This is a genomic window from Pantoea cypripedii (assembly GCF_002095535.1).
Taxonomy (GTDB): Bacteria; Pseudomonadota; Gammaproteobacteria; order Enterobacterales; family Enterobacteriaceae; genus Pantoea; species Pantoea cypripedii.
Genome location: NZ_MLJI01000001.1, coordinates 3,315,942 through 3,326,895 on the forward strand (window position 1 = coordinate 3,315,942; position 10,954 = coordinate 3,326,895).

11 protein-coding genes, 5 tRNA genes and 2 pseudogenes are annotated in these 10,954 nt (G+C 51.4%); 3 read left to right on the forward strand and 15 right to left on the reverse strand.

What is annotated here, in order from left to right:
- Positions 1 to 12: 12 nt before the first annotated feature.
- Complete coding sequence (locus HA50_RS15295; protein WP_084876439.1) at positions 13 to 231, forward strand: ogr/Delta-like zinc finger family protein; 219 nt, start codon at positions 13 to 15, stop codon at positions 229 to 231.
- Positions 232 to 381: 150 nt separating this feature from the next.
- Here the strand turns inward: HA50_RS15295 and rplS are convergent, their stop codons facing one another.
- From rplS to ffh, 5 genes are all read right to left on the reverse strand, one after another.
- The gene (gene rplS, locus HA50_RS15300) at positions 382 to 729 is read right to left on the reverse strand and encodes a 50S ribosomal protein L19 (protein WP_084876440.1); all 348 of its coding nucleotides are present in this window, start codon (positions 727 to 729) and stop codon (positions 382 to 384) included.
- A 42-nt stretch (positions 730 to 771) separates the two neighbouring features.
- Complete coding sequence (gene trmD, locus HA50_RS15305; protein WP_084876441.1) at positions 772 to 1,536, reverse strand: tRNA (guanosine(37)-N1)-methyltransferase TrmD; 765 nt, start codon at positions 1,534 to 1,536, stop codon at positions 772 to 774.
- 35 nt (positions 1,537 to 1,571) lie between these two features.
- Entirely contained in the window at positions 1,572 to 2,120 is a 549-nt protein-coding gene (rimM, locus tag HA50_RS15310) for a ribosome maturation factor RimM (RefSeq protein WP_084876442.1), read from the reverse strand.
- Positions 2,121 to 2,138: 18 nt separating this feature from the next.
- Positions 2,139 to 2,387, reverse strand: a complete 249-nt coding sequence (rpsP, locus tag HA50_RS15315) for a 30S ribosomal protein S16 (RefSeq protein ID WP_013510204.1) — start codon at positions 2,385 to 2,387, stop codon at positions 2,139 to 2,141.
- 142 nt (positions 2,388 to 2,529) lie between these two features.
- The gene (gene ffh / locus HA50_RS15320) at positions 2,530 to 3,891 is read right to left on the reverse strand and encodes a signal recognition particle protein (protein ID WP_084876444.1); all 1,362 of its coding nucleotides are present in this window, start codon (positions 3,889 to 3,891) and stop codon (positions 2,530 to 2,532) included.
- Between the two features lie 166 nt (positions 3,892 to 4,057).
- Here ffh and HA50_RS15325 point away from each other — a divergent pair.
- A pseudogene (locus tag HA50_RS15325) lies at positions 4,058 to 4,856 on the forward strand (cytochrome C assembly family protein).
- A gap of 13 nt (positions 4,857 to 4,869) precedes the next feature.
- Positions 4,870 to 6,155 (forward strand): annotated as a pseudogene (locus tag HA50_RS15330) (HlyC/CorC family transporter).
- A gap of 60 nt (positions 6,156 to 6,215) precedes the next feature.
- Here the strand turns inward: HA50_RS15330 and luxS are convergent.
- The 10 genes from luxS to csrA all read right to left on the reverse strand — a co-directional run bounded on the left by luxS (position 6,216) and on the right by csrA (position 10,791).
- Positions 6,216 to 6,731 carry an S-ribosylhomocysteine lyase gene (gene luxS / locus HA50_RS15335; RefSeq protein WP_084876445.1) on the reverse strand — a complete coding sequence of 172 codons (516 nt, stop codon included), beginning with the start codon at positions 6,729 to 6,731 and terminating at the stop codon, positions 6,216 to 6,218.
- A 151-nt stretch (positions 6,732 to 6,882) separates the two neighbouring features.
- Entirely contained in the window at positions 6,883 to 8,487 is a 1,605-nt protein-coding gene (gshA, locus tag HA50_RS15340; protein ID WP_084876446.1) for a glutamate--cysteine ligase, read from the reverse strand.
- A 31-nt stretch (positions 8,488 to 8,518) separates the two neighbouring features.
- Entirely contained in the window at positions 8,519 to 8,947 is a 429-nt protein-coding gene (locus HA50_RS15345; protein WP_084876447.1) for a YqaA family protein, read from the reverse strand.
- Positions 8,944 to 9,510 carry a fructose-1-phosphate/6-phosphogluconate phosphatase gene (gene yqaB / locus HA50_RS15350; RefSeq protein WP_084876448.1) on the reverse strand — a complete coding sequence of 189 codons (567 nt, stop codon included), beginning with the start codon at positions 9,508 to 9,510 and terminating at the stop codon, positions 8,944 to 8,946. The genes HA50_RS15345 and yqaB overlap by 4 nt, the downstream gene beginning before the upstream one ends.
- A gap of 197 nt (positions 9,511 to 9,707) precedes the next feature.
- Positions 9,708 to 9,784, reverse strand: a tRNA-Arg gene (locus tag HA50_RS15355).
- Between the two features lie 58 nt (positions 9,785 to 9,842).
- Positions 9,843 to 9,919, reverse strand: a tRNA-Arg gene (locus tag HA50_RS15360).
- 58 nt (positions 9,920 to 9,977) lie between these two features.
- A tRNA-Arg gene (locus HA50_RS15365) sits at positions 9,978 to 10,054 on the reverse strand.
- An 87-nt stretch (positions 10,055 to 10,141) separates the two neighbouring features.
- A tRNA-Arg gene (locus HA50_RS15370) sits at positions 10,142 to 10,218 on the reverse strand.
- A 9-nt stretch (positions 10,219 to 10,227) separates the two neighbouring features.
- A tRNA-Ser gene (locus HA50_RS15375) sits at positions 10,228 to 10,320 on the reverse strand.
- A gap of 285 nt (positions 10,321 to 10,605) precedes the next feature.
- Positions 10,606 to 10,791: a carbon storage regulator CsrA gene (gene csrA / locus HA50_RS15380; RefSeq protein WP_013510212.1), complete on the reverse strand. Its 186-nt coding sequence runs from the start codon at positions 10,789 to 10,791 to the stop codon at positions 10,606 to 10,608.
- Positions 10,792 to 10,954 lie beyond the last annotated feature (163 nt).

Consider the following 10,954-nt stretch of genomic DNA (forward strand, 5'->3'; position numbering starts at 1 on the left):
GGATTATTCAACATGATGCACTGCCCCGAATGCCAGACTGCTGCACACGCCAAAAGCAGCCGCTATGTTTCGAAGGAAACCAAAGAGCGTTACCACCAATGCACTAACATCAATTGCAGCTGCACATTTAAAACGATGGAAAGTGTGGTTTGCCGCATAGTCACACCAGGCGTCATTAATAGAGTGCCGCTTCATGTTAACCACGAACAGCAGCCCCTTCAGCTGCACTGAGCAAAGCCCGCGAAAGCGGTTTTTTTTATGTCTGCTGCCATTAGCCTTAACCGCTGCTGCCAATTTGCTGCCAACACAAATAAAAAAGGGGTTAGCTTCACGCTAACCCCTTGTTTGCTATTAACTTTGAGATGTCGCTTACGCGAGCTCTTAGTTAAGACGCTCTTTAATACGAGCAGACTTACCAGTACGCTCACGCAGGTAGTACAGTTTGGCTTGACGCACAGCACCACGACGTTTAACAGCGATGCTGTCAATTACCGGAGAGTGAGTCTGGAAGACACGCTCAACGCCTTCGCCGTTAGAAATCTTGCGAACAGTGAATGCAGAGTGCAGACCGCGGTTACGAATAGCGATAACCACGCCCTCGAATGCCTGCAGACGTTTCTTAGAACCTTCAACGACCCATACTTTCACTTCCACGGTATCACCCGGACGGAAGGAAGGTACGTCCTGTTTCATCTGCTCTTGTTCAATTTGCTTGATAATGTTGCTCATAATTAAATCTCTTATCCTGGGTAAACTGATAGTCAGGGAAGATTACTCTTCCGCATCATCGTTTTGTTGCTGCTGATGTTCCCGCTGGAATTCAGTAAGCAACCTTGCTTGCTCTACAGTCAGAGCCAGGTTTTCCAGAAGTTCAGGTCTTCTCAGCCAGGTACGGCCTAGCGACTGTTTCAGACGCCAGCGGCGAATATCGGCATGGTTCCCCGACAGTAACACTGCCGGTACATCCATCCCTTCTAACACTTCAGGTCGGGTATAGTGCGGGCAATCCAGCAAACCGTCCGAGAACGAATCCTCATCGGCTGACGCCTGTTTCCCCAGAACGCCGGGTATAAACCGGGCGACGGAGTCAATCAACGTCATGGCTGGCAGCTCACCGCCACTGAGTACGTAATCACCGATTGACCATTCTTCATCAATTTCGGTTTGAATAACGCGCTCATCAATCCCTTCATAGCGACCACAAACCAGAATCAACTTCTGATGTGTCGCCAGTTCGCAAACGCCCTGTTGGTCAAGTTTGCGCCCCTGAGGTGAAAGATAAATCACCCTGGCCCCTTCTCCCGCCGCCGCTTTCGCTGCGGAGATGGCGTCCCGTAAAGGTTGCACCATCATCAGCATTCCCGGTCCGCCGCCGTAAGGACGATCGTCCACGGTACGGTGCCGGTCGTGCGTGAAGTCACGCGGACTCCAGCTCTCAATGCTGAGCAGGCCATTTTTTACTGCCCGGCCAGTTACCCCGAAATCGGTAATAGCGCGAAACATCTCTGGAAACAGGCTAATAACACCAATCCACATCGCGTTCGCCGTTACGTTACCGGTTGGTCCGGAGGTCAAAAACCAGGATCCCAATCTACTTCAATAGTGCCAGTAGAGAGATCGACTTTCTTGATAACCTGTTCATCAAGAAACGGTATTAACCGCTCCTGTGCACCGAATGCATCTTTCAGGTTTGCCTTTACGACGAGAACGTCGTTCGAACCGGTTTCCATCAAATCAATGACTTTACCCATTTCGTAGCCTTCGAGGTTTACTACTTTGCAACCCATCAGGTCTTTCCAGTAGTAATCACCTGCTTCCAGCGCTGGCAGTTGCGCGGAGTCAACCGTAATTTCGCAATTGGTTAACTGTGCCGCTGCATCCCGATCGTCAATGCCTTTGACTTTGATGATCAGATCCTGATTGTGGTGCTTCCAGCCTTCCAGTTCGACCAGCTGCCATTGACCGGCGTGCTGAATAAACCAGGGCTGATAGTCAAAGATACTTTCGGCTTCTTCGGTGGAAGAAAACACTTTGAGCCAGCCCCGAATGCCGTAAGCGGCACCCATCTTCCCCAATACAATTGGGTTAGCGGGAGGCTGTGCTGCAGGTTTTCTGCTCATGCTCACCACCGTGACAGATTAAGCTGCTTTTTTTGCTTCTTTGATCAGCGCGTTAACGCGATCAGAAAGCGTTGCGCCCTGGCCAACCCAGTGCTCAATACGGTCCAGATCCAGACGCAGACCTTCAGCCTGACCAGCAGCGATCGGGTTGAAGAAACCTACGCGCTCGATGAAGCGACCGTTACGAGCATTGCGGCTGTCAGTAACGACGACCTGATAGAACGGACGCTTTTTCGCGCCGTGACGTGCCAAACGAATAGTTACCATAACATCCTCATTAGTTAATAAAACAACCGGGCCCCATCGAGGAACGGGGCCCGGGTGCAATATATAAAGCCCGAAAATTCTACTCATTTTGGCGCAAAAAGCAACCTGAGCATCTCACTTTTCCGGCATTTAACCGGTCGCCTTAGCGGCCGGGGAATCCTGGTGGCATCATACCTTTCATGCTGCGCATCATTTTCGCCATGCCGCCCTTCTTCATTTTCTTCATCATGCGCTGCATATCATCGAACTGCTTCAGCAGTCGGTTAACATCCTGCACCTGCATGCCTGAACCCAGGGCGATACGGCGTTTGCGTGAGCCTTTGATGATTTCCGGCTTCTCACGCTCTTTGCGTGTCATCGAGTTGATGATGGCTTCCATACGCACCAGAAGTTTATCGTCCATCTGCGATTTCACATTATCCGGCAGCTGACCCATGCCAGGCAGCTTGCCCATCAGGTTGGCCATGCCACCCATGTTGCGCATCTGCTTGAGCTGATCAAGGAAATCGTTAAGGTCAAAGCCATCGCCGGTTTTCAGTTTCTTCGCCAGCTTTTCCGCTTGCTCGCGGTCAACCTTGCTTTCGATATCTTCGATCAGCGACAGCACATCACCCATACCCAGGATGCGCGATGCAATACGATCCGGATAGAACGGCTCCAGGGCTTCGGTTTTCTCACCGACACCCATGAATTTGATCGGCTTGCCGGTAATATGGCGAATCGACAACGCCGCACCACCGCGTGCATCACCATCGACTTTGGTCAGAATCACACCGGTCAGCGGCAGTGCTTCATTAAATGCCTTCGCGGTATTGGCAGCATCCTGACCCGTCATGGCATCGACAACAAACAGGGTTTCTACCGGATCAATCGCGGCATGCACCTGCTTGATTTCGTCCATCATCGCTTCATCAACGTGCAGACGGCCCGCGGTATCCACGATCAGAACGTCGTAGAATTGCAGACGAGCTTCTTTCAGCGCGTTGTTCACGATATCAACAGGCTTCTGGCTCAGGTCAGACGGGCAGAAATCCACGCCAACTTGCTGCGCCAGCGTTTCCAGCTGTCTGATCGCCGCCGGGCGATAGACGTCAGCAGAGACGACCAGTACTTTTTTCTTGTGCTTCTCACGCAGGAATTTACCCAGCTTGGCAACGCTGGTGGTTTTACCCGCACCCTGCAGACCCGCCATCAAGACAACGGCCGGTGGCTGAGCGGCCAGGTTGAGTGCATTATTTTCTGCACCCATCGCCTCGACCAGCTCATTACGAACAATTTTGATGAATTCCTGACCTGGGGTCAGGCTCTTGTTCACATCATGACCAACCGCGCGCTCTTTCACGCGGTTGATAAATTCACGCACGACTGGCAGCGCAACATCCGCTTCCAGTAGCGCCATACGCACTTCGCGCAGCGTGTCTTTAATGTTGTCTTCGGTCAGCCTTCCGCGGCCGCTAATATTGCGCAGGGTTTGCGACAAACGATCGGTTAAATTATCAAACATGCTCTCTCACTTAAAAACATAGCGAGGCCGCCAGGGCGACACAATGCGGCGGATTATAACACGAAGCCAAGACGATCTCTGCAATTGCCCTTCAGATCGTTTGGAGCCTGATGCGGCAAACGTTATACTGCTTTTTTCCTTATCTGACCGACACCTGAAAGGATCTATGTTCGTTTCTGCGATCGTGGCGCTGTTCGCCTACTCTATCAGCCTTGCTCTGATCATACCCAGCCTGTTGAAACGCAACGGTGGCTGGCGACGCCTTGCGGTACTTTCCGCCTGTGTGGCGCTGATCGCCCATGCCATCGCGTTGCAACAACGTATTTTGCCGTCGATAACGGCCAAAATCTCAGCCTGTTGAACATCGGTTCGCTGGTGAGCCTGCTGATCTGTTCGATTATGACCATAGTGGCGTCACGCAATCGTGGCTGGCTGCTGCTGCCTATCGTTTACAGCTTTGCGTTGATTAATCTGGCCTTTGCCACGTTCGTGCCCAACGCGTTTATTACCCATCTGGAAACCACGCCGGGCATGATGATTCACATCGGCCTATCGCTGTTTGCCTATGCCACCCTGATCATTGCTGCCCTTTATGCGTTGCAGCTGGCGTGGATTGACTATCAGTTAAAAATAAAAAGCTGGCGTTCACCCAGGATATGCCACCGCTGCTCACCATTGAGCGCAAGATGTTCCACATCACTCAGGTTGGTGTGGTGCTGCTGACGCTGGTGCTGTGCACCGGCCTGTTCTATATGCACAATCTGTTCAGCGCCGAGAATGTGGACAAAGCGGTACTCTCAATCATTGCCTGGTTCGTCTATATCGTTCTGCTCTGGGGACACTACCACGAAGGCTGGCGCGGTCGCCGCGTCGTCTGGTTCAATTGCAGCGGTGCGATTCTGCTGACCATGGCTTACTTCGGCAGCCGTGTGCTGCAGCACCTGCTTACTCAATCGTCTCACTAAAGGAATTTTTGCGTTGGAACATGTTTCAACCACCACGCTGATCATCACCCTGGTCATCATGGTGCTGGTCTCGGCCTATTTCTCCGGTTCAGAGACCGGCATGATGACGCTCAACCGATACAAACTGCGCCATCAGGCTAAAAACGGGCATCGCAGCGCGCGCCGCGTCGAAAACTTGCTGCGTCGCCCGGATCGACTGATAAGCCTGGTGCTAATCGGCAACAACCTGGTCAATATCCTGGCTTCAGCGTTAGGCACTATTGTTGGCATGCGTTTATACGGTGACGCTGGCGTCGCGATAGCAACCGGCGTGCTGACTTTCGTGGTGCTGGTCTTCGCTGAAGTGCTACCCAAAACCATCGCGGCGCTCTATCCAGAGAAGGTCGCTTATCCCAGCAGTTTTCTGCTTGCTCCGCTGCAATATGTGATGCTGCCGCTGGTATGGCTGCTCAACACCATCACTCGCATTCTGATGCGGATGGTTGGCATTAAAACAGATGGCTCAATCAGCTCGGCATTAAGTAAAGAAGAGTTGCGCACCATCGTGTATGAGTCACGCAACCTGATGTCACGGCGTAATCAGGATATGTTGCTGTCAGTGCTCGACCTGGAAAAAGTCGGCGTCGAAGACATCATGGTGCCGCGCAACGAGATTGTTGGCATCAATATTAATGACGACTGGAAATCGATTGTTCGTCAGCTCAGTCATTCACCGCATGGTCGCATCGTGTTATTCCGTGATTCACTGGATGATTGCGTTGCCATGCTACGGGTACGCGAAGCCTGGCGCATGATGACCGAGAAAAAAGAATTCAACAAAGAAACGCTGCTACGCGCAGCCGATGAAATCTACTACGTGCCGGAAGGTACCCCGCTTAACGTGCAGCTGGTTAAATTCCAGCGCAATAAAAGAAAGTGGGTTTAGTCGTGGATGAGTATGGTGATATCAAAGGCCTGGTGACCATCGAAGATATTCTTGAGGACATCGTAGGCGATTTTACCACCTCCATGTCCCCGACACTGGCCGAAGAGGTGATGCCGCAGAACGACGGTTCAGTTCTGATTGAAGGCAGTGCGAACATTCGTGAAATTAACAAGGCTTTTAACTGGTCTTTACCGGAAGAAGAAGCCCGCACCATTAACGGCATGCTGCTGGAAGTGTTGGAAGAAATCCCTGAGGTCGGCACCCAGGTACTCATTGGTAAGTACGATATCGATATTCTCGATGTGCAGGACAACATGGTGAAGCAGGTGCGCATTACGCCCCATACGCCGCTTAAATCTTCCATCGGCTCCTGAAATAGAACATAAAAAAATGCCGCGACTATCGCGGCATTTTTCTTTCTGCATCAGCTGCAACTAGATATGCAGTTCCTGCAGTTTTTCTTTTGGCAGCTTCAGATCTTCGTTGTAGTTAACACCGATCTCACTTGCCAGCACGTTGCGCGCAATTTGCTGCGCTTCATCCAGCGAATGCAGCTTGTAGCTACCACACTGATACTCGTTCAATTCCGGGATCTGGTTCTGCTCTTTGACTTTCAGAACGTCTTCCATCGCCCCTTTCCACGCTTTTGCCACACGCTGCTCATCCGGCGTGCCAATCAGGCTCATATAAAAACCGGTACGGCAGCCCATCGGCGAAATATCGACGATTTCCACGCCTTCACCATTCAGGTGGTTACGCATAAATCCAGCGAAGAGGTGCTCCAGTGTATGGATGCCGCGCTCGGTCAGGATTTCCTTGTTCGGCCGGCAGAAACGCAGGTCAAAAACGGTGATGGTATCGCCATGAGGAGTTTTCATGGTTTTTGCTACGCGTACTGCGGGCGCCGCCATGATGGTGTGATCTACAGTAAAACTATCCAGCAGTGGCATATTGTCACCTCCTGTTTTGAGAATTTTTTTTAAAACGATGAAACTTTTCGGTTCGCCCAACGTCTGAATATATGAAAGACGCGCATTTGTTATCATCATCCCTGACAACAGAGATGTTAATTCGGCCACATTGATTGTGGCCTTTTCTTTTTTACCCTTCCCGGCTGGCGAGGTAGCTGGCAAAATCCAGCGTATCGCTCTGTTCCAGCTTCTCTTGCGCGAGCACTGAATCCTGCGCCTGGCGAGTAAAGTCATCCTCACTCAGAACCTGCAACGGTTCTTCGCATAACAGATGACGATATTGTTCAGCCAACGCCACTCCGGTCCCGGTCAAACCATTTTCCTTCATTGCATGAAGGATACGCGCCGAATAGGTTAGCTCAGGATCGTCAAACGATGCCACCAGTTGATCGCAAACCTGTTGATATTGCGTGCTGCCGTGGTTGCTGTCGAGAACTTCTGCCACACGACTCAAATCTGCAAACAGGGCCTTACCCACCTCAACCAGCGTATGCTGCGCTTCGCTGCAACCCACGGCAATCATCTGCCCCGGCTTACGGCCTTCCAGCACCACACGATTCCAGTTTTTACGGCTGCACAGCAACTCATCGGCACTCATTTCCGGTGCATCAGCCAGCGTACACCAAATCAGGAACAAATCGAGGAAACGCACCTGGGTAGCATCAACGCCAATCGCTGAGAACGGGTTGATATCCAACGAGCGGACTTCAATATATTCAATGCCGCCACGTTGCAGCGCATCGGACGGTGCTTCGCCGGAACGTGTCACACGCTTCGGTCGAATCGGTGCATACAACTCGTTCTCAATCTGCAGCACATTGGTATTCAGCTGCAGCCAGTTACCATCGGCATCTTTAGTACCCATGGCCGCATACTCTTCCGACGGCGTTTTGATCGCGGCTTTTAGCGCTGCAACATAACCATCCAGCGAGTTAAAGGTGATACCCAAACCACTTTGCGATTTATTGGTGTATCCCAGGTCGCTCAGGCGCAAGGAAGTTGCATACGGCAACCACAACGTCCCTTTATCGTTGGTTTCAAACGGCAGATTCGTTTCGCGGCCTTGCAGGAAGCTCGAACAAATGGCTGGCGAGGCTCCAAACAGATAGGGGATGACCCAGCCGAAGCGATAATAGTTACGAATCAGGCGCAGATAGCCCGCAGAAATGGTCTCTTTACCACTTTCCGCGTCTTTGACATCCGCCCACTCCTGCCAGAACGACAGCGGCAGCGAGAAGTTATAATGGATACCTGAGATCGTCTGCATCAACGCGCCATAGCGATTTTTCAGCCCCTGGCGATACAGCGTCTTCATTTGGCCAATGTTAGAACTACCGTATTGCGCCAGTTCGATGTTATCGGCATCGTCAATAATGCACGGCATGCTAAAAGGCCACATGCGCTCCTGCCCCAGTTCACGCGCCACGTGGCGGTGAATATCGCGCAGGAAACTGAGCATGTGATCGATGTTCTGATCAACAGGCGTGATGAACTCCAGCAGCGTTTCGGCAAAATCGGTAGTAATCCAATCATGCTTCAGCGCTGAACCCAGAGACTCTGGGTGCCCGGTCGTTGCCAGATGACCATCCGGGTTGACACGCAACGTTTCGCGTTCAATACCACGGCCGATACCCTTTAACGCGTCGGGATGCGCTTCCAGCCAGGACAGCGCTTTTGATACGTCCGGGATCACATTAACCTCCCGCTGTGCGAATAATTTATTTTTGTTCAGCATAATGTTAACCGTAGCCTCGAATCTGTGCGAATCAATGCCACCATTGCAAACCTTGTAAGGTGACCATCGCGATAACGATGTAACGCAGTGTTTTACCGATGGCGAGAAACAACAACGCCGGAAGCCAGGCAACGCGCAACCAGCCTGCGAAGACGCAGAGCAGATCGCCCACCACTGGCAGCCAGCTAAATAGCAGGGCTGCAGGTCCCAATCGGTGTAACCACGTCATTGCTGTGTTATGCCATCGCCCCTGTCCTTTCGGCGGCACCAGGCGACCAAGAAGAATGTTAGTCAGGCCACCCAGTGTGTTTCCCACTGATGCAGCCAATAGTAACCCATAGACCGATCCCTTTTGGGCGATCAACAGGGCTACCAGCACCGCCTCTGAGCTTCCCGGAAGGAGGGTTGCACTCAGAAAGCTACTGCCGAATAACGAGCCATAGGTCAGAAATTCATTCACAGTAAACGGACATCAACCACATCCATGCCTGCTGCTTTTGCTGCCTGAACACCAAAGTCAGCATCTTCAAATACCACACAGCGCGTGGGCGCGACGCCCATTAACTCGGCGCAACGTAAAAAGGTATCAGGTTGCGGTTTATGGCGCTGTACGTCATCAGCGCCAACGACGGCGTTAAAAAGATGATAAACACCTAATTGTGTGAGCAGCGCTTTAGCCAGACTATGTTCACTGCCCGTGCCAACCGCCATCGGGCGACGTCCGTGATAAGCTTTCACCACTTCCATCAGCGGCAGAGGACGCACGCTATCCAGCAGCATTGCTTTAAAGGCCACGGTCTTTTCCGCCGCCAGCAAATGGGGATCGTGCGTAGCCTGGTTTTGCTCAATGATGAATTGCGCCAGTTGCCAGGTGGGCGCACCGTTAAAGCTCACCATTTTTTCCTCGTCCATGGTGAAACCATAGCGGCTAAGTACCTGATGCCAGGCTTTTCGATGTGTCGGCTCAGAATCGAGGATCGTGCCGTCCATATCGAAAATCAGGGCGTCATATTGGTCGTACATTGTCACTCCGGGCGTCCAGCAAACGAGCCATTACTTTAACGTAATGCGTTCAGGTTGTCGCCAGGTGCGCTTAACAGCAAATGCTTTGAAAGCATTAGTATTTTTGGTTTTAAGATAAAGGTGAGAAAGTGGTACCGCAGATAAATGACGGTTAAAACAGGGCTTTTTTAACAGCGAAGTGAAAAATCCGGGGGAGATGGTGCATCCAGGAGGATTCGAACCTCCGACCGCTCGGTTCGTAGCCGAGTACTCTATCCAGCTGAGCTATGGATGCATTGGAAAAACTTTGTTGCGATGGAAGAACTGACACAATCGGGTGATGAGACAAAGAATGGTGCATCCAGGAGGATTCGAACCTCCGACCGCTCGGTTCGTAGCCGAGTACTCTATCCAGCTGAGCTATGGATGCATTGAGATATTTTCTTACGATGGACTAACTGAAATCAACCTGGGAATGATACGAAGAATGGTGCATCCAGGAGGATTCGAACCTCCGACCGCTCGGTTCGTAGCCGAGTACTCTATCCAGCTGAGCTATGGATGCATTTCTGAAAATTCTTGTACAACGCAGGGTGCTAACAACTCACCTCGAAAGGAACTGCTCGTTCACTCTTTACGACATCTTTTTCGATGGTGCATCCAGGAGGATTCGAACCTCCGACCGCTCGGTTCGTAGCCGAGTACTCTATCCAGCTGAGCTATGGATGCATCGAAAAATGGCGGTGAGGCGGGGATTCGAACCCCGGATGCAGCTTTTGACCGCATACTCCCTTAGCAGGGGAGCGCCTTCAGCCTCTCGGCCACCTCACCTTACGCGTTCTTCCGAACCGTGCTTCTGAACTTTGTTTCCGCTCATCGGCACTGCGTGGCGCACATATTACTTTCCCGCATTTATAAGTCAAACAATTTTTCCCACTACAGGTTCGTTTGCACAAATGACAGACAATCCGCGCATTTTGCCGACAAAAAGAGTGATTAATCAACAGTAAAAGGGGGATACAGATAACAAAATGGGAAAGAAAAAAATGGGAGGGGAAGAAGTTGCGGGCAGGAGAAATCGGTAGCGCCTCGCAGCAAGGCGAGGCGCTGAATCCGTTAGTAACTCGTAGGCTGAGCTTTTTCTGCCTGAATGCGCTGATAGATCTCTTCGCGATGCACCGAAACTTCTTTAGGTGCATTGACGCCAATACGGACCTGGTTACCTTTAACTCCCAGCACCGTTACAGTCACCTCATCGCCAATCATGAGGGTTTCACCAACTCGACGAGTTAGAATAAGCATTCTTTGCTCCTTGAAAGATTAAAAGAGTCGGGCCTGTTCGGGTTCCCGGCCATATCCATCATATAACGCTGAACAATGTCTATGACAAATACACCATTGTGGTTTGTCACGCCAATACATTCTGCTGATAGTTAGTTTAGCCGAAATACACTGCCTCAACCTG

Excerpts from the sequence above, each read along its gene's own strand:
- HA50_RS15295 (WP_084876439.1), top strand. The coding sequence starts at position 13 with ATGATGCACTGCCCCGAATGCCAGACTGCTGCACACGCCAAAAGCAGC.
- rplS (WP_084876440.1), bottom strand. The coding sequence starts at position 729 with ATGAGCAACATTATCAAGCAAATTGAACAAGAGCAGATGAAACAGGAC.
- trmD (WP_084876441.1), bottom strand. The coding sequence starts at position 1,536 with ATGTGGATTGGTGTTATTAGCCTGTTTCCAGAGATGTTTCGCGCTATT.
- rimM (WP_084876442.1), bottom strand. The coding sequence starts at position 2,120 with ATGAGCAGAAAACCTGCAGCACAGCCTCCCGCTAACCCAATTGTATTG.
- rpsP (WP_013510204.1), bottom strand. The coding sequence starts at position 2,387 with ATGGTAACTATTCGTTTGGCACGTCACGGCGCGAAAAAGCGTCCGTTC.
- ffh (WP_084876444.1), bottom strand. The coding sequence starts at position 3,891 with ATGTTTGATAATTTAACCGATCGTTTGTCGCAAACCCTGCGCAATATT.
- luxS (WP_084876445.1), bottom strand. The coding sequence starts at position 6,731 with ATGCCACTGCTGGATAGTTTTACTGTAGATCACACCATCATGGCGGCG.
- gshA (WP_084876446.1), bottom strand. The coding sequence starts at position 8,487 with ATGCTGAACAAAAATAAATTATTCGCACAGCGGGAGGTTAATGTGATC.
- yqaB (WP_084876448.1), bottom strand. The coding sequence starts at position 9,510 with ATGTACGACCAATATGACGCCCTGATTTTCGATATGGACGGCACGATC.
- csrA (WP_013510212.1), bottom strand. The coding sequence starts at position 10,791 with ATGCTTATTCTAACTCGTCGAGTTGGTGAAACCCTCATGATTGGCGAT.